This is a genomic window from Shewanella gelidimarina (assembly GCF_023283945.1).
Taxonomy (GTDB): Bacteria; Pseudomonadota; Gammaproteobacteria; order Enterobacterales; family Shewanellaceae; genus Shewanella; species Shewanella gelidimarina.
Map to the genome: position 1 here is coordinate 383,794 of NZ_JAKIKW010000001.1, position 18,722 is coordinate 402,515.

Consider the following 18,722-nt stretch of genomic DNA (forward strand, 5'->3'; position numbering starts at 1 on the left):
AATAATTTTTTAAAATCCGCGTCGCTTCCAGAATGCGCCTATTTTGTCACCCTCTTCATTGGGGTGGACTTTAAAGGTTTTCTCGGCAATGACTTTGCCTTTGAGTTCAAGTGTCATGCGCCATTTGCCGACTTTATTGTGTTCTGGTGCCCAAATGGTATCACCAATATAAAATTTCCAATCATTAGATTTTACGTAGACTTCACCGTCAAAGGGGGGACGAATATCGCCGTTGGCATCGGGAATGTCGGGATGGTATATGCAGTAGCGTAATACTTGGTTCTTGGCTTTTTTTATCTGCGTGACAAAACCAAACTCAATGTCGACTTCAGCGGGCACGTGTATCGTTGCTTTAGTCAATTTAGGCAAGTCATCACTGTCTTCGTCCCATTGGGTGAAAATACCGCTACGAATGATACTGACATCAGGTTTGAGTTTGGACACGAGTGGCAAGTCTTCATGTAAGAGTTTAAGAGGTATTAAGGATACTCAAAATAGCGCCAACTTTCATGTTACGCAGCTAATAGGATTAAACGTGAATATTTCTATACAGTATAAAATGCTGCTCGGGTGGACATTTTTAGCTGGCAAGGTAACCTGAGGTGGACTTATGTGTCGCACATTAGCATTTTTATAATCATCAATTGAATACCAATTGCATTAAGTATTTGACCAATTCAGAACGCTTCAGGCTTTTCAATTCAAGGCGCATTGGTGAAAAAAGGGTTATTCCCTTTTAAGCCAATGCAAAGCAGAAGTGGAAAATCTGAAGCGCTCACGTAGTGCGGCCGACGTTTAAAGCAAATGGCAAAGCCCTTTAAGCTTCGTTGTGGCCTTTGGATATAGAATAACTATTAGCTTCAATCCCTCACCTTGCCTACAGGGTTTTGAATTCCCGCTGAATGGTCAAACTTTTAATGCAACTGGTATAGGATAGTGTGGATGCTATGGATTGAAACTGCATAAGCCGCTTACTTACTTCTCAATTCAATCAGGATGAAGTCAACTTTATGAATCTTGCTACTCTATTTTACGTTTACGACCCTATGTGCAGCTGGTGTTGGGGTTATAAACCAACATGGTCACTGTTAGAAAACCAACTAAAACAACAATTCCCAGACCTCGCTATTGAGTATCGTTTGGGCGGGCTAGCAGCCGATACAGACGAGCCGATGCCGCAAGAGATGCAGGTCTTTTTACAGCAGACATGGCAACGTATTTCAGAGCAATTAGGCACTCAATTTAACTTTAATTTTTGGACTGAGTGTCAGCCAAAAAGAGCAACCTATCCGGCGTGTCGTGCAATATTGTTGGCGCGGGATGCAGGGCTAGAAGCCGAGTTTTATCTTGCGGTGCAGCAGGCGTATTATCTTGAAGCGAAGAATCCTTCAGATAATACAACATTGGTTGATATCGCCAGCAAGTTAGCAATGGATGGTGAGGCTTTTGCTACAGCGCTCAATAGTGATTTAACCAAAAGTCGATTGCAGCAAGAGATAAGTCAAACAAGACGGTTACCCATTCAGGGCTTTCCCTCTTTGGTGCTGGCGCTAAATGGCGACTTAATATTAATTGAGTTGGATTATAAAAATGCACCAACCAGCTTTAACCAAATTGCACTGCTGATGAAAGAGGCCAAACTCGAAGTCTAGCGGCTAGGGCTACTCTACACAGTTAACGTGGTGCTCATTGTTGACGGTTAAGGCGAGTACTTTCATATATTGGTTGTGGGTAACATAACCGCAGCGGCCGTTAATTTGTTCACCAGAAGACAGCCGGATGCGATAGATATATTCACCATCCACTTGTTCGGTGCTGTGGTGAATACGCATGCTTTTAGACGGATCGATATTATCGAATACCAGATTATTGTTGGGGAGACTGACTTCAACGCGGGTCAGTAGTTGCCCGGACTGGTTGTTGATCTCAACGCTAGGCATAATGAAAAAATAAGCGTGGTAGCCTATAAATAAACACAGTGCGGTAAATAGGGTGAATATAAGGCAACTTCGCATCAATACTCCTAAGTGAACGTTGAGTAACGTAAATCAATTTTTATAATTATAGAAAACTATTCCATTATTTTTATTTCACGCCTTAATTCGCGTGTCACTATTATCCGCGGTTAATGGTGATATCAGAGATATAGCCATGTTCTGTTGCCGTCAGGGCTTGCTTTAACATCACAGCGGCCTCTTCTGCGCTCATAAAGTGACTGGTATTAAGGGATTTACCACTGGTATCCCAAAATGGCGTTGCCATTCCTCCAGGATATACCGCAATCAGTTTCATCGGATGGTTCTTTAATTCTAGTCGAACCGACTCAACTAAACCGCGCACCGCCCATTTTACGGCGCAATAAGTGGACTCTTCTGCCTTAGCCATTTGAGCGGCCGTCGACATCACCATCACTACAGTGACAGGCTTATCTTTATAACGTTTTACGGCCTCGCGCAGGAGCATTATTGCCGAGGTGACGTTGTTGCTGATCAAGGCATTTATCGCTGCTGCGGATTGATCTTCTAAACGACCAAAATAGCCACTTCCTGCACTGTGGATGATGACTGAGGGTGTTTGTGGCAATGAATCAAATAAGCTGATGACAGAGTGCTCATTACTGAGATCGCAGCTGTGAGAGCTTACATTGGCACCCAAGGTTGCCGCGAGAGTGTTTAAGCGTTGTGCATTACGACCGCTGATGCAAACTGCGGATTCTTGACTGTATAGTGTCGCCAACGCTGCGCCTAAACCTGAGCTTGCACCTGTGATCAATACCATTGCGGTCTATTTCCTGTAGATTATGTCTATACCCAACGACTTGAATTTGCTCGTTGCAGAGGCGTTGCGCCAGCGTAACTTTAGGCGCATTTACGTAGAATTACTCGATTACTAGCAGTGGTTGTTCAAAGTCTATTTGCTCACCATCTTCGATTAGTATGGCGGTGATGGTGCCACTTTTATCCGCCGCAATACGATTCATCATCGTCATGGCTTCAATGATACAAACAATGTCGCCTTGCTTTACCTGTTGCCCCAGAAAGCATAATGGCTTGTCAGTATTTTTATCGGTCAGGTAGAGGGTGCCCACCATGGGTGATAGCAGTTTATGGCTGTCTAAATCTTCATAGTGTTTGCTCGCGCCAGTATTGGAACTTGGCTCTGCCGTCGGCGCGGCCACACTGCTTGCAGGGACTAGAAATGTTTGTACGCCAGCTTGTATCGGCAGCGGGCTGTGGCGGCAAATACGTACCGACTCTTCACCTTCTTTGATCTCTAGCTCGGCAATATCTGACTCTTGAACTAACTCAATCAGCTTTTTTATCTTACGAATATCCATATTGGGCCAGTTACCTTATTTTTGTTTTGATGCGTTCAACTGAGCGATTGCCGATTGCAGTGCAAATTGATAACCCTGAGCGCCTAAACCGCAAATAACCCCCACGGCTTTATCGGAGAAATAGGAGTGGTGGCGGAAAGGTTCGCGACTATGAACGTTAGATAGATGCACTTCGATGAAGGGGATCGCGACGCCTAAAAGTGCATCGCGCAGCGCAACACTGGTATGGGTAAAAGCCGCAGGATTGATAATGACAAAATCGGCATCGGTATTATGTATCGCCTCAATTAACAGGTGCTCGGCGTTAGATTGAATATGATCTAACTGCACGTTGGCATCAGCAGCTTGCTGTTTTAGGCCATTAACAATGTGCTCAAGGGTATGATGTCCATAATGCCCGGGCTCTCTGCGTCCGAGTAAATTCAGATTAGGACCATTGACGAGTAATACTTTGGCTTGGCTGCTCATGAAAAATCCCCTTGGATAAACCGTATTAAAGTGCGCTAGTGAGCGATTTAAAATTAATCACTAGGTTGTTGAACTCAAATGAGTGATAGATGTTCAATGTTCACTTTTATTTTGTCTTAGGGCTTTGGTTGCCCCTTTCTGTTTTTTACTATCAATGCGGCGACGTTGGCTGCCTTTAGTCGGTTTAGTGGCAATTCGCTTTTTTTGTACGACAGCGACACTCGCAACTAAAGTGACAAACTGCTCTAGCGCCGTTTGACGGTTAAAGTCCTGACTGCGACTCTGTTGGCATTTGATAATGATCTTGCCACTTTTCGTGATGCGATGATCGGCTTTAGAGAGCAAACGTGCTTGGTAGAACTCAGGTAAAGATGAGTTCTTAATATCGAAAATTAGCTGCGCTGCAGTAGATACTTTATTGAGGTGTTGACCACCCGCACCACTGGAGCGTATAAATTGCCATTCAATTTCGCTGTCTTGAATAGAAACCGCGTTGGATATTTTAATTAATGCCAAGGAATAATGCCTACTCTAAAAGGTTCATTTCAAGCCCAAGTTGATGATGCTAAGCTTGATGAAGGTCAATGTTAACAGACTTTAAGCTAAAATAAGGGCTTAAGCCGCTTTTCCTTCAATTTTGATTTGCTATCATCAAGCGCTTATTGATACGACTTTCTAAACTAAAGTGTAGCGTTATGGAGCCTATATATGCTGTGTAAGATCCCAGATATCGCCAAAGGCGTCATTAGCTTATTTGCCAGTGGTCGATTATCCACTGAAGATTACGCTCAAATATTGCAGCCGATGATTGAAAAATACCGAGATAACAATGGCAAAGTGTGTTTATACGTTGAAGCAGATGTCTTGCTTGAAGGTTGGCAGCATGAGTCGTTAGCGGGGAGTGGCAAGGTGCAATTACCCAATTTCGAGGCCTTGGTACTGGTTGGTGGGCCTGACTGGTTTGGTAATGCCGTTAGGTTGCTAGGGCCTTTTATGCAAGGTGAAGTAGCGTGGTACCCGTTAGAGCAAAAACAACAAGCGATCGATTGGATTGCTGCGCGTACCTAGCGTTTATATCTGCATAGGTATTGGTATACTAGTCCAAGAATAAATACTGGGTAGCACTTGCTCTCAGTCTATAAAAAGGATTAAAGATGTCTCTGTCAAAATTATCAGCAACATGTTTGGCGTTAGTGTTGGCCATGGGTATGACTGCCTGTGCGCCTGAAGTGGGTAGTGAAGCTTGGTGCCAGCAGATGAGTGATAAACCGTCTGGGGACTGGAGCACTAATGAAGCTACTGATTATGCGAAACATTGTGTATTTAAATAACGCTATCATTCCGCGGCACTAAAATGCGATGAAGTTCACTAAGGGCAATATAAAAAGTTGTGTGAAGTGAACTTTAAGATATTATGCTAGTCTGATTAGCTGTACCGACATATTATTTATTCTACTTAATAGGTGAAATTTGCGTTTTTTTGCTCCTCAAAATCTCTTAAAGATGACAACGATGCTTATCGCCATTGTTCTTCTGCAATTTGCAGGTGGCAATTTGGGCGCGCATCAGTTACATCTGGGCGATCATGAAGAGGAGAGTGAATCTCACCCGCACATTCAGTTTACCGCCGATGTAACCACATTCGCGCAATGTATTGATGAATGTACCTGCCCGTTAGATATCGAAAATAATAGCGTGCAAAGCACTACTGTCCACGAACATACAGTGAGCAAGACCGAATCAAAAAACTTTGATCTGTGTCTCGACTGCCCTTGCCACGGTGGCCACGTAACGGCTATGTCCTTTGTTTCTATTGTCCCTTCGGTCCCGGTCGAAGACCTGTTGAAAAGCAGTGACAAGCAGTACTTACCTCCCGTTCAATTGCAAGATTACCGCCCTCCTATCGTTTGATCTTTATCAGCAAATAAATACACATACTAGAATTTAGAGCATTTAAATTTAGAGCAAACCGTTTAAGGTTTATGCCTTCAATATCATGCTGTTATTCGTATTTAATTATGCTGAAAATTTCCTTATATTTAGCGTGAACAGTGCCATGCACTTACCCATCAGCCAATTTATTACTCCACTGTGAGTGCTTTATTTAGGTGCTGTTCATGCTGACTCTTATAAAGATTTACGTCCAAAGTTAAGCACTTTATTTGGCTTGAGATTTCTGCACTCGTTTTAGCATGAGATACAGATCTTAGTCGAAAATAGGCCTGCTATTGGATGGATAGGATCCGCGATGAAAAAAACCATAATCGCCAGTCTGCTGCTAGGGTATCTTGCAAATACAGCAATGAGCTCACAGGCAATTGCAGCAGAAGCAGACTTAATGAGCGCTATTCCGGTATCACAATTGAGTGTATCGAATAGCAATACTGGCCAGTTCAATGACTGGCTACCGCAAGTGATGCAGCGCTTTAACGCATTGCCCGAAATTCAAGCGCAAAGTGCCCGACGTCAACAAGCACAATTGAATATCGCTGCCGCAGACAAGGCCGTATATAACCCTGAACTAGGTGTTAGCTATCAAAATGCTACCGACGACACTTACACCTTGGATATCAGTCAAACGATTGATTGGAGTGACAAGCGTGGTGCGGCAACCCGCATGGCGCAACTAGAAAGTGAGATTTTACTTTCTGACATATCACTTGAACGTAACCAAATGTTGGCCGAACGATTACAAGCTCTTGCGAGCCAAAGCCAAGCCCGTAAGGCGTTACAGTTTCAACAGCAACAATTCAAACTTGCCAAGGCACAATTAGACATAGCCCGCCAGCGTATGGAACTGGGCGACTTGTCGAGCGTTGAGTTGCAGCTAATGCAGTTGGAAGTGGCAAGCAATGCCGCTGATTACGCCATTGCAGAGCAAGAATCGATTGCTGCCGACGGCGCGGTTTTAGGTTTGTTTGGTGAAGTTGAATTACCTTTTTCGGACTTCCTCAATACCTTATCGATAGCTGCTGGTAAGCAGGATGTGTCGCCGGATTTACCCGCTTTGAAGAGTGCCTATCAACAAGTGTTAGTTGCCAAGGTTGCTGCAAAGCAAGCGAAGGCAGATAACGGTGCCGACCCGACCATTAGCCTTAGCGGTGAACGCGAAGGCACGGAAAATAAAGTGGGTTTTGGTGTCTCTATCCCACTGCAATTTAGAAATAACTACAGTGAAGCTATCGCTTCCGCTAGCCAAGAAATTGCGATTGCGGAGCAGACTTATCTGGCAGCAGAGCGGGTCTTGTTACAACAGCAAAAGCAGTTCTCGCTGAGTATTCCGAGGCTTACCCAGCGTTACCAAGACTGGCGTGAGCTGGTGATTATCACAGGTTCAAAGGCTGCTACATCCTTAGGTCAACAATGGCGAGCCGGTGATATCAATACCAGTGATTACCTACAAAGCCAAAGGCAAATTAGTAACAGCTATTTAGCTGGATTAACGCTGGAATCAGCACTGTATGAGAATTGGTTGACATGGATGGGAGCCAGCGGACAGCTGGAGCACTATCTAAACAACCAACTTCCACAGACAGCATCCGCGACGGCGAGATAAGGCTTTGAATATGAAAACCAATATTATGAAAAACGATAGCATGAATACGGTAGCAACTATGAAAAAGACACTAAACGAAAGTAGCAAAAAGGGTGCATTTGGACTTAACGCGATTACCCGCGCAATGAGCTTTGGTTTATTTATGGCATTAAGTAGCGCCTTTCTTATGCCAATTGTCGCCAATGCAGGCGATGGTCATGATCATGCTGAAGAGGCAATTCCAGCCAAAAATGCTGAAGTAGTAGATGATGGTCACGGTCATGGTGATGAAGAGGCGACTGAAGCGGCTGAAGAGGAGCATGGACTGGACGCGCTCAAGTTGACGGCTGAGCAACGTTCGCTAGCGGGCATCGAAGTGGTGCAACTCACAGAGCAGAGTTTTAGTTTAGAGGCGGTCGCGACCGCAACATTAGTGGTTGACCGAGATAGAACCGTTACCATCGCGCCGCAAGTCGATGTGCGTGTGCAAAAGCGTAATGTCGTCCCAGGCCAAGATGTAAAACAAGGCGATGTATTGCTAACGCTCGGCGGCGTAGCGGTTGCACAGGCGCAGGCGGATTATATTAATGCTGCAGCTGAGTGGAGCCGAGTTAAGCGCATGAGCAAGAGTGCTGTCAGTGCTAGCCGTCGCCTACAAGCGCAAGTTGATGCTGAGCTGAAACGTGCGACGCTAGAAGCGATGAAGATGACAGCTGAACAAATTAAAGCGTTAGCGTCGAACCCTGACAGTATCGGCAGCTACCAGCTATTAGCGCCAATCAACGGGCGAGTGCAGCAAGACATAGCCATGCTAGGACAAGTTATTAGCGCCGGCACTGCTTTGATGCAGCTTACCGATGAATCCCACCTGTGGGTGGAAGCACAACTGACACCCACTCAGGCAGAGAAAGTAAGCATTGGTAGCAATGCGATTGTGAAAGTAGGCGATAAGAGCCTAACGGCAAAAATTATTGGTCGCTCTCATGAGCTAGACAGTGTAACCCGTACTGAACAGATTTTAGTGAGCTTTGAAAATACTGGTCATGTGTTGCATGCGGGGCAGTTTGCTGAGCTATACCTTCCGGATGCAGAGCAAGGTGGCGTTATTTTACCTGATGCAGCGCTAACGCGTGGTGGGGATGGTGATTGGCAAGTATTCATCGAAGATGAAGATGGTTTTGAAGCGTTAGAAGTGGAAGTCGTTGAACGTCAACGAGGTATGAACCTAGTGCGCGGCTTAGCTGCTGACAGCAAAGTCGTGGTCTCTGGTGCATTCTTCCTATCATCGGAACAAGCCAAATCAGGTTTCGATATTCACGCTCACTAAAAGGCAGACACTATGTTACAGAAATTAATAGACGCTGCTATTCGCAACCGTCTGATGGTCGTGCTTGCCCTTGTCGGGTCAGTGATTGCCAGCGCAGCTATGCTGCCAAACCTAAATTTAGATGCTTTTCCTGATGTGACTAACGTTCAGGTTACCGTCAATACCGCCGCTGAAGGCCTTGCGGCCGAAGAGGTCGAGAAGCTGATCAGTTACCCGGTTGAATCGGCGATGTATGCCTTACCGGCAGTGACTGAAGTGCGTTCTCTTTCTCGTACTGGACTGTCAATTGTGACCGTAGTATTTGCAGAAGGCACGGATATCTACTTTGCTCGTCAACAGGTTTTTGAGCAGCTACAAGCCGCTAGAGAGATGATCCCTGATGGCGTGGGAGTACCTGAAATTGGGCCTAACAGCTCAGGTTTGGGGCAGATCTATCAGTATATCCTCCGAGCCGATCCCGGTTCGGGCATTGATGCAGCTGAGCTACGTAGTCTTAATGATTACTTAGTCAAACTGATCATGATGCCAGTGGGTGGCGTGACCGAAGTATTGTCATTTGGTGGTGAAGTTCGCCAATATCAAGTACAAATCGACCCGAATAAAATGCGCAGCTATGGCTTGTCTATGGCGCAAGTCACTAGTGCACTAGAGAGCAACAACCGTAACTCAGGGGGTTGGTTTATGGACCAAGGCCAAGAGCAGCTGGTTGTTCGTGGTTATGGTTTACTGCCTGCAGGTGATGCGGGGCTAAAAGCGATTAAGCAGATCCCATTAACTGAAGTCGCGGGTACTCCGGTACGAGTGAGTGATATTGCTAATGTAGACTTTGGCAGCGAAATACGTGTGGGTGCCGTCAGCATGACTCGCCGTGACGAAGCGGGTAATAAGCAAGCTTTAGGCGAAGTCGTTGCCGGCGTAGTACTTAAGCGTATGGGCGCAAATACCAAAGCGACAATTGACGATATTAGTGCGCGTACCGCATTGGTGGAGCAAGCATTACCCGATGGGGTTTCGTTCGAGGTATTTTACGACCAATCTGAGTTGGTTAACAAAGCGGTTGAAACGGTACGTGATGCATTGCTAATGGCATTTGTGTTTATCGTAGTGATATTAGCGCTATTTTTAGTCAACATTCGCGCTACCATGCTAGTACTGCTCTCTATTCCAGTCTCTATTGGTTTGGCATTACTGGTGATGTCTTACTTTGGTATGTCGGCAAACTTAATGTCACTCGGTGGCTTAGCGGTCGCGATTGGTATGTTGGTCGATGGCTCAGTGGTGATGGTTGAGAATATTTTCAAACACCTTACCCAACCAGACCGACTTCACTTAGCAGATGCGCAAGCACGTGCATCGGGTGAGGATGATCCGCACCATGCTGGTGAAGATGGTCTTGAGCAGGATGAGCGTAGCGGTATCGCAATGCGGATCACGCTGGCAGCGAAAGAGGTGTGTAGCCCAATCTTTTTTGCTACTGCGATTATCATAGTGGTATTTGCGCCTTTGTTCGCCCTTGAAGGAGTGGAAGGTAAGTTATTCCAGCCAATGGCAATAAGCATTATCTTGGCGATGATTTCGGCCTTGTTAGTGGCCTTGATTGCAGTGCCCGCATTAGCCGTCTATATGTTCAAACGAGGCATCACACTCAAAGAAAGCGCAGTGCTTAAACCGATTGAATCTGGCTATCGTAAACTGCTTACTGCAACAATGGCTAGCCCTAAAGTGGTTGTTATTACCGCTGTAGTGATGTTTGCAATGAGTATGACTTTACTGCCGCGATTAGGTACTGAGTTTGTGCCAGAGCTGGAAGAGGGCACCATTAACTTACGTGTGACTCTCGCACCCACAGCCAGTTTAGGCACATCACTTGATGTGGCACCTAAACTTGAGTCCTTGCTGCTCGACTTTCCTGAAGTGGATTATGCCTTAAGTCGTATTGGTGCACCTGAGTTAGGGGGTGATCCTGAGCCCGTCAGTAATATTGAAATTTACATCGGCCTCAAGCCAATTGAAGAGTGGGAACATGCTGAAACGCGTTTAGAACTGCAACGTAAAATGGAAGAGAAACTCAGTATCTTCCCTGGTCTGTTGTTTACTTTCTCACAACCGATTGCGACTCGTGTCGACGAGTTACTTTCTGGCGTAAAAGCCCAGTTGGCGATTAAGATCTTTGGTCCTGACTTAGATGTATTGTCAGAGCGTGGTCAGGCATTAACCGACTTAGTCGCAAAAATTCCTGGCGCAGTGGATGTATCACTTGAGCAGGTAAGCGGTGAAGCTCAGTTGGTTGTTCGCCCTAAACGGGACTTATTGGCGCGTTACGGGATAAGCGTTGATGAAGTCATGGGCCTTGTGAGCCAAGGTATTGGTGGCGTAAGTGCTGGACAGATCATTGATGGTAATGCACGTTACGATATTAACGTACGTTTAGCGCCTGACTACCGTAGTACGCCTGATGCATTGAAAGATCTATTGCTCAGTGGCGTGAGTGGTGCAACCGTACGTCTGGGTGAAGTCGCTGATGTGGTTATTGAGATGGCGCCACCGAATATCCGTCGTGATGATGTACAGCGCCGCGTAGTGGTGCAAGCTAACGTTGCGGGTCGTGACATGGGTTCAGTGGTTAAAGATATCTACGCGATTGTACCGCAAGCTGAATTGCCACCTGGATACACAGTGGTCGTGGGTGGGCAGTATGAAAACCAGCAACGGGCTCAGAAAAAGCTCATGTTGGTGGTCCCTATCTCGATAGGACTCATTGCACTACTACTTTACTTCTCGTTTGGTTCAATTAAGCAAGTCGCCTTGATTATGGCCAATGTACCGTTAGCATTGATTGGTGGTGTTGTGGCCTTGTACGTCAGTGGCACTTACCTTTCAGTACCGAGTTCAATAGGCTTTATTACGCTGTTCGGGGTCGCGGTATTAAACGGGGTGGTGTTAGTTGATTCGATTAATCAACGTCGAGCCAGTGTCAAATCAGAGTCGAATGAATCGCTTTATGATGCGGTTTATGAAGGCACAGTGGGTCGTTTACGTCCGGTATTGATGACGGCATTGACCTCAGCGCTAGGCCTTATCCCTATTTTAATCTCATCGGGTGTCGGCAGCGAAATTCAGCAGCCACTAGCCATAGTGATTATTGGTGGTCTGTTTAGCTCTACGGCATTGACGCTACTTGTACTTCCAACGCTTTATCGCTGGTTATATCAAGACCGAAAAAATGGCCGTAATGGTGTAGCTAAAGATTTTGAAGAATTGGATGCAAGTTCATAGTATTCATCGTCGATGCAGATAACACGCCTGTCTAGTGACTCATAGGGAGGTGAATAGTTTTGCTTTAACAAGGATGGTTAAAGGAGGTTGAGGTAAGGTCGCGTTGCATTAGTCTGCGGACGCGTTCTCCTCAACCTGTTTTGTGACGGTCTACTAGGCTTTATTCAAGTTAATAGTCATTAAGCAGCGGTTCTAGATAGAGAGTACTGGAGATCATTACTCTCTATTATCCCGCTGGTTTGCCTAACCTGCTTAATGCTATTGAGTCGAAATTCTAGTATAGATTTTGGAAGTATAAAGCTAGTTTATTTAGTTCGCGGAGCCGGAATGCTCCGCATTTTTAGAAAGCCAATCAGGCTATCTAAGGAGTCGTATATGGCACACGCCCATCCGCATGACTTTGAAAAAAACAGTAAAAAGCTCTATGTCGCCATTATTATCAACATCATACTGACAGCATTTCAGGTGGTCGGTGGCATTATGGCTGGCAGCCTTTCATTACTCGCTGACGCACTCCATAATTTTAGTGATGCTGGCGCCATTATCATTGCGGTTATCGCGCGTAAAATCGGTAATAAACCAGCCAATAATAAAATGTCATTTGGTTATAAACGAGCAGAAATCATAGGCACATTGATAAATAGTGTGTCTTTGATTGCCGTTGGTTTGTATTTGATTGTGGAGTCATTTGAGCGCTATTTCAATCCGCAACCTGTCGACGGTTGGATAGTGTTCGTGGTGGCTGGCATAGCCCTCATTATCGATATAGCCACCGCGCTGTTGACGTACTCCTCTGGTGCAAAAGACAACCTGAATATTCGGGCAGCGTTTATTCATAACGTGTCTGATGCCATGGCATCAGTGGCGGTGATTATTGCCGGTGTATTGATTATTTATTTCCAATGGTATGTTGTCGACCTTATTACCACCGCCATTATTTCTGTCTATGTTATCTATCACGGTATTATTCTATTACGTAAGTCGATACTTATTTTGATGGAAGCTGCACCGGAAGATATTGATATTGAAGAGGTAAAACAAGCGATTACTCGGTTGGACTGCATCACCCGTGTGGAGCATGTGCATATCTGGGAAATAGCAGATAAACGTTACATGTTTACTGCTGATATTGTGGTGAATGAAGTCGGTGAAAAGGTGCAGCAAGCTCTTGCTTCAGATGCCATTAAACAAGTTAAAACACTATTGAAATCAAAGTTTGAGATTGAGCATTCAACCATTGAACGACACTTTCCATAAACTATTTTGTGATGCAATAGTAGGGACTGTCATTAATGAGTCTGACGGTCTCACCTGTAGTTATGCTATCAATCAGCGTAGAAGTTAACTTTTTTACATATAGCCCATTCTGCCACCTTTGTAACGCAACCCTGCTAAGCCAATGACATTCAGCGTTGAACTCAAGCGGTGCACCAATCGAGTTATCAGCACTTTTACTACAGCATTTCACTACCGTATTTTACTGTACTGTCTTTACCCCAAGAGAGTTCTGAGCCAACGGGCAATTTATGCTGTTGAGCGGACAGCCAAATCGTCCCCGAGAGTCATTGGATAATAACGTCAACCACTGATGTATATACCCATCCCACTGAATCATGCATCTTTAGGTAGGAAGGGTATATAAGGTTAATGCTGAGATTAATACCGACAATATTTATGTTAGTTAGGGGGGGATCTATCAACAGTGGCTCTTGGGGTTGGTTTCCATGCTTTTAGTCTTTATGACTAGCATGCATTACGCGCTTTTCGCTTAGCCAATTAAGCATCATCGCTTAAGCCTGATACTCAAGTCATGACTCTTTACCGTAAGGAGTCGAACAAAAACCAAGCTGGAAAGGTCAACAGCCGCTAGCATTTTAATCTAGCTAAACTACACTTAACTTCACGCTTAGGTAAAGGATTACTGAGCTTACAACAGGGAGGTTACTCATGGTTTTTAAGTATCGCTGGCCGATTGCTATTATGGTTGTTGCGAGCTTCTGCACATACCTCTATTTGAGCTTTCAAGGTCAGGCTGACTTTAATTCTGGCATGCAGCACCGCGCAGATGTCACTGCGGCGGTATTAGACAAACAGCCTCAAGTAACCAGCTTAACCACTTCTATTTCTGCCATCCCAATGAGTCCGTTTAACGCGAGTCAAAAACCTCATATAGCACTGGGACTAAAACTTTTTTTAGATCCGCAACTGTCCTCTAACGGTGAGATCAGCTGCGAATCATGCCACCATATTTACGACAATGGAGCGGAAGATCTACCGGTATCGATAGGGGTCAATGGTCAAGGTCAGCGTAATTCACCAACTGTGTTCAATATTGGCCTCAATACGCGTTTTTTTTGGGATGGCCGGGCAAATAGTTTGGTGGAGCAGATTGATGGACCCATCCATAATCCACTGGAGATGGACAGTAACTGGGACGACATTGTGGCACGGTTGTCGACGCAAACAAGGTATCGCAGTGCTTTTGCTATGCATTACGACGAGGGGATCACTGAGCAAACCATTAAAGACGCCCTGATCGTTTTTATGCTGCAGCTCAACACCCCTAATGCGCCCTTTGATCGCTATCTCAATGGTGATAACGCTGCGATATCGCAGGTTGCCATTAATGGTTGGGGGAAGTTCCAGACACTCGGTTGCATCTATTGCCATCAAGGGCAAAACATTGGTGGCAATCTGTTTCAAAAATTTGGCAATGTGCAATCGGTAGATACGCTTAATGAGGACTTTGGTCGATACGCGCAAACCCATGACGTTAATGACAAACACGTATATCGGGTACCGAGTCTGCGTAATGTGGCGCTTACCGCGCCCTATTTTCATGACGGTAGGGCCAGAAGCATAGAGGAAGCGGTAGTCGTCATGGCCAAAGTGCAGCTTGGCAAAGATTTAGAAGCGACAACGTTAGTGGAGTTGGTGGCCTTTCTTGACTCACTTACCGCGCCGGAACCACCGATCCTTAAGGAGCTAAGCCAATGAAGTTGTTAAGCTATAAAGCAGTCTCTATTTGGCTGGTAGTATTGGCAACCCTAGTGTTATCGCTTATGGCCATGTTGGTGACTAAGGTGCATATCGTGCAGCAATATCAATATGCCTATACCGAATTAAGTCACAGAGTATTAGCGGTTAGAGATGATGTGTTTAAAATCGAAATCAGCAATGGTCAAGATTACGATATTATCTCAGATGCACTGGTGAGTGTTGAGCGACAAGTGCAAAGCTTGCAAGCGAGTTTACAGCGAAATAACCTGTCAGCCATTGTCGCCATATTACTCAGCGATCCGCAGATGGAGCAGCATGCGCGGCAACTATCATCTTCAGTGTCTCTGTTAGTCGTTGACCTAGAGACCATATTGCGACTAAAAATTTCGCAAGAGTACTCAAAGGATACCGTAAAGCTATTGCAACATGATCTGTGGCGAAAAATACCTGATAGCAGCAGTCGGATGTATATGGTTGCAGAGGCTGTTGATTTACCTGTCGAAGGGGCAGTACCTGCGGCATTATTAGCCTCTACTAGTTATCAGAGCTTACGCATTCACCAACAACTGTTGTTGCAGTTGGAGCAACAAATCGCGACAAAAAATCAGTTAATTCTCAATGCGGAATTGAGAACTAGTATCAGTGAACAGGGCTTTTTCTGGCTATCCGTTACCGAAAACACCAAGTTAAAGCTGCTATTCACTAGCATGCTATTGGTCATTATTTTGTCGCTTTATTACCGATTGCAATTAAAAGAACAACACCGTAAAGATCGCGTCATGTTGCAAACACTCACCGATTCAGAGCAAGAAAAAAATCTACTCTCTCTGGTCGCTGAGCATGCACAAGACGGCTTTATTATTACGGATCACCAAGGTTATGTGACCTGGGTAAATAAGGGGTTTACCACCATATCAGGCTATGAACAGCAGGATATTTTGGGTAAAAAGCCCGCTGAAGTACTGCAGGGTAAACAAACGGATAAAGAGCAAATAGATAAAATTAGCCAAGCGATTAAGAGGAGTGAATCCATAGAGGCTGAAATTATTAATTATCATAAAGATGGCAGCGAATATTGGGTTGATATGACCATCAATCCGGTTAAGGATAGTTCCGGAAAGGTCAGTAATTTTATTGCTGTGGAGCGAGACACTAGCGCACGTAAGCAGATGCAAGATGATTTAGCTCAGGCGGTGATCAAAGCTGATGTGTCGAATCGAGCCAAGTCTACTTTCTTGGCAACAATGAGCCATGAATTAAGAACACCACTCAATGGTATTTTGGGTATGGCACAAATCATTGAGCCAAATTTGGAAAATCCAGAGCACCGCAAGCAGATCCAGATATTGCTTGAGTCTGGTAATCATCTGACGTCACTCCTTAATGACATTCTTGATTTTTCTAAAGTGGAACAAGGTAAGTTAGAACTGGAAATCGAAGTGTTTAATTTTATCAGTGTGCTCGAACCTATCACCAATACTTATACTCCCATCTGTAATGAGAAAGACATTGAGTTTATCGTTGAAAACGACATTGAGGCAGAGCAATCTTTTAAAGGCGATAAAGCTCGGATAAGACAAGTGATTTATAATTTGCTGAGCAATGCAGTTAAGTTCACCCAATCTGGCAGTGTGTCATTAAGGCTAAAGCAAGCGAACAATACGGCGGGCAATCAAGGCGTTGAGATTACGATTCAAGACACTGGCATAGGGATCCGCGATGAACGCTTGGAGTCTATATTCGATCCGTTTACTCAGGCTGAATCTTCAACTACGCGTCAGTATGGCGGCACGGGTTTAGGCCTATCGATTGTTAAACAACTTGTTGAGTTGATGAGTGGCAATATTACCATCAGCAGTAAAGTCGGCAGCGGAACAACTTTTGTATTATTCATCGATGTCGATCGTGCCGCAAGCGTGCAGCCAAGCAACGAAGTCACCGAAGTTGCAGTGAGTAACCTACCTGATAGCATCAATATTCTGATTGCTGAAGACAACAAGATAAACGCGTTAGTGGCAAAAACATTCTGCCAGCGGTTAGGCCATAGCGTCGATGTGGCTAAAAATGGTTTAGAAGCTATCCAAATGGTACAAGAAAATCATTATGATTTAGTGGTGATGGACAACCATATGCCGGAGATGGATGGTATTGAAGCGACTGAAATTATTAGGCATAAGCTTAAGCTCGATATCCCCATTTTTGCTTGTACCGCTGATGTATTTCAGCAAGCCCATGACAACATGATTAATGCGGGTGCTAATCATGTGTTGACTAAACCGCTACAAGAGCAGAGTTTTAGGGATGCGCTCAATCAGCACTCCCAGATCATCTGCAAGATCTATTTATCTCACCAACTGAGTAAGTTGAATAATGACGACAACAAAATTGTCGCGCTTGCTCGGCATCGAGAAGAGGAGTTGAACATTACCGAAGCCGATATCGACTTTAAGCAGTTGTTGACCGCTTGCGATAATGATAACGCCAAGGTGGAAAATTTACTCAGTTCATTTAAGGCATTTTCCGAGAACTCGATTACTCAATTGATCCAGGCATTTGATAGCGACGATGTGAAAGAGATCCATATCTTGGCACATGCAATTCAAGATATGGCGAGCAACTTCTATGCAGTGCGCTTAAATAACCTAGCCAAGGAGATTGAAGTGGTTACTGGAAAGGGCATTATTCCGCAACTTGAGTCATTACAGCAGTTGATTAATTTGCTTGAAGTGAACATGCATCAAAATCAGCGATTTATGTCTAAGGCTGGACGGATAACTAACGCTGATAAGCTAGCCTAACAATTGAAAATGACTCGGAGTATGTCAGTGATGGGTAAAGAGTATTTAATCAACAATGCTTCACAGCAAGTACCACACAAATAGTGCTGAGTAAACGCTGGCTTAAAGCTTACCTTTTTGGCTGTTTACTGGCTTTTACCTGTAGGGCTAATGTCTTAGCTAACCCATGGGAAGCGGTTGATGAGCCATCTTTAGGAGAGGTCACAGCTATGGGAAGTTACGCTAATGGCTGTCTTGCTGGCGCAAAGGCACTGCCCTTGTCTGGTGAGGGGTTTCAGGTTATTCGTACTGCAAGAAATAGATATTATGGCCACCCACAGCTTATCGCCTTTATTACCGACTTAGCTCAATCATTTCAACAATCCCAACAAAGTGACTTATTGATTGCCGATATGTCTATGCCTCGAGGCGGCAATTTTAGTCACGGTCATTCAAGTCATCAGATCGGGCTCGATGTCGATATATGGCTACAATTGGCGGATAAAACCTTAACAGAAACTCAGCGCGAGAGCCCTGAACCGCTGGACTTAGTTGATCAAAAAACGTTTAGTCTCGATAGCCCACATTGGCAGCCGCAACAGACTCAAATGCTACAGCTAGCTGCTGAAGATGAGCGGGTCGCTCGCATTTTTGTCAGTCCAGTGATTAAGCTGCATCTGTGCGATATGAAGCTAGCGGATGACACTTGGCTGACGAAGGTGCGGCCTTGGTGGGGGCATACTTACCATATGCATGTCAGGCTACATTGTCCTGCAGATGATGATAGCTGTATCGACCAAGCTCCTATTACGAAAGGCAATGGCTGCCAAGAGCTTAACTGGTGGCGACAACAGATGACGCAGACAAAAACCAAAACTAAGCCGAGTAATAAAAAGCTACCGGCTAAACCGAAAAAGCCAAAAGTAAAACCAAAGCAGTGCAAGCGTTTACTCACAGCGGAGTCTTAATTTGTGAGCGCTAAAAAAGCCCGCTGTTTTGTTA

At 44.9% G+C, this 18,722-nt stretch carries 17 protein-coding genes; 11 read left to right on the forward strand and 6 right to left on the reverse strand.

The features are described from left to right. Positions 1 to 9: 9 nt before the first annotated feature. Positions 10 to 444, reverse strand: a complete 435-nt coding sequence (locus tag L2729_RS01685; RefSeq protein ID WP_248986677.1) for a DUF3859 domain-containing protein — start codon at positions 442 to 444, stop codon at positions 10 to 12. 566 nt (positions 445 to 1,010) lie between these two features. On the opposite strand from L2729_RS01685, the gene L2729_RS01690 reads away from it, so the two are divergent. Continuing rightward, on the forward strand, positions 1,011 to 1,652 hold the full coding sequence (locus L2729_RS01690) for a DsbA family protein (protein WP_248986678.1): 642 nt from the start codon (positions 1,011 to 1,013) through the stop codon (positions 1,650 to 1,652). 9 nt (positions 1,653 to 1,661) lie between these two features. Here L2729_RS01690 and L2729_RS01695 read toward each other — a convergent pair whose 3' ends face one another. The 5 genes from L2729_RS01695 to arfB form a co-directional block, all read right to left on the reverse strand. After that, positions 1,662 to 2,015, reverse strand: coding sequence for a hypothetical protein (locus L2729_RS01695; RefSeq protein WP_102039166.1), 354 nt, complete (start codon positions 2,013 to 2,015; stop codon positions 1,662 to 1,664). A gap of 100 nt (positions 2,016 to 2,115) precedes the next feature. After that, positions 2,116 to 2,778, reverse strand: coding sequence for an SDR family NAD(P)-dependent oxidoreductase (locus L2729_RS01700; protein ID WP_248986679.1), 663 nt, complete (start codon positions 2,776 to 2,778; stop codon positions 2,116 to 2,118). 100 nt (positions 2,779 to 2,878) lie between these two features. Beyond that, entirely contained in the window at positions 2,879 to 3,337 is a 459-nt protein-coding gene (gene accB, locus L2729_RS01705; RefSeq protein WP_248986680.1) for an acetyl-CoA carboxylase biotin carboxyl carrier protein, read from the reverse strand. 15 nt (positions 3,338 to 3,352) lie between these two features. Next, positions 3,353 to 3,805: a type II 3-dehydroquinate dehydratase gene (gene aroQ, locus L2729_RS01710; RefSeq protein ID WP_248986681.1), complete on the reverse strand. Its 453-nt coding sequence runs from the start codon at positions 3,803 to 3,805 to the stop codon at positions 3,353 to 3,355. A gap of 93 nt (positions 3,806 to 3,898) precedes the next feature. Beyond that, the gene (gene arfB / locus L2729_RS01715; protein ID WP_248986682.1) at positions 3,899 to 4,321 is read right to left on the reverse strand and encodes an alternative ribosome rescue aminoacyl-tRNA hydrolase ArfB; all 423 of its coding nucleotides are present in this window, start codon (positions 4,319 to 4,321) and stop codon (positions 3,899 to 3,901) included. A 192-nt stretch (positions 4,322 to 4,513) separates the two neighbouring features. On the opposite strand from arfB, the gene L2729_RS01720 reads away from it, so the two are divergent. The 10 genes from L2729_RS01720 (at position 4,514) to mepA (ending at position 18,688) form a co-directional block, all read left to right on the forward strand. Then, entirely contained in the window at positions 4,514 to 4,873 is a 360-nt protein-coding gene (locus L2729_RS01720) for a SpoIIAA family protein (protein ID WP_101090296.1), read from the forward strand. 86 nt (positions 4,874 to 4,959) lie between these two features. Then, positions 4,960 to 5,136 carry a DUF3012 domain-containing protein gene (locus L2729_RS01725; RefSeq protein ID WP_248986683.1) on the forward strand — a complete coding sequence of 59 codons (177 nt, stop codon included), beginning with the start codon at positions 4,960 to 4,962 and terminating at the stop codon, positions 5,134 to 5,136. A gap of 172 nt (positions 5,137 to 5,308) precedes the next feature. Further along, complete coding sequence (locus L2729_RS01730; protein ID WP_248986684.1) at positions 5,309 to 5,716, forward strand: hypothetical protein; 408 nt, start codon at positions 5,309 to 5,311, stop codon at positions 5,714 to 5,716. A 337-nt stretch (positions 5,717 to 6,053) separates the two neighbouring features. Beyond that, on the forward strand, positions 6,054 to 7,361 hold the full coding sequence (locus L2729_RS01735) for a TolC family protein (protein ID WP_248986685.1): 1,308 nt from the start codon (positions 6,054 to 6,056) through the stop codon (positions 7,359 to 7,361). Between the two features lie 25 nt (positions 7,362 to 7,386). After that, entirely contained in the window at positions 7,387 to 8,667 is a 1,281-nt protein-coding gene (locus L2729_RS01740) for an efflux RND transporter periplasmic adaptor subunit (protein ID WP_428848208.1), read from the forward strand. Positions 8,668 to 8,679: 12 nt separating this feature from the next. Further along, the gene (locus L2729_RS01745) at positions 8,680 to 11,943 is read left to right on the forward strand and encodes an efflux RND transporter permease subunit (protein ID WP_248986686.1); all 3,264 of its coding nucleotides are present in this window, start codon (positions 8,680 to 8,682) and stop codon (positions 11,941 to 11,943) included. Between the two features lie 375 nt (positions 11,944 to 12,318). Next, entirely contained in the window at positions 12,319 to 13,200 is an 882-nt protein-coding gene (locus tag L2729_RS01750) for a cation diffusion facilitator family transporter (protein ID WP_248986687.1), read from the forward strand. A gap of 690 nt (positions 13,201 to 13,890) precedes the next feature. Further along, complete coding sequence (locus L2729_RS01755) at positions 13,891 to 14,940, forward strand: cytochrome-c peroxidase (RefSeq protein WP_248986688.1); 1,050 nt, start codon at positions 13,891 to 13,893, stop codon at positions 14,938 to 14,940. Continuing rightward, complete coding sequence (locus L2729_RS01760; protein ID WP_248986689.1) at positions 14,937 to 17,741, forward strand: hybrid sensor histidine kinase/response regulator; 2,805 nt, start codon at positions 14,937 to 14,939, stop codon at positions 17,739 to 17,741. The genes L2729_RS01755 and L2729_RS01760 overlap by 4 nt, the downstream gene beginning before the upstream one ends. Before the next feature lie 83 nt (positions 17,742 to 17,824). Next, the gene (gene mepA / locus L2729_RS01765) at positions 17,825 to 18,688 is read left to right on the forward strand and encodes a penicillin-insensitive murein endopeptidase (RefSeq protein ID WP_248986690.1); all 864 of its coding nucleotides are present in this window, start codon (positions 17,825 to 17,827) and stop codon (positions 18,686 to 18,688) included. Positions 18,689 to 18,722: the final 34 nt, after the last annotated feature.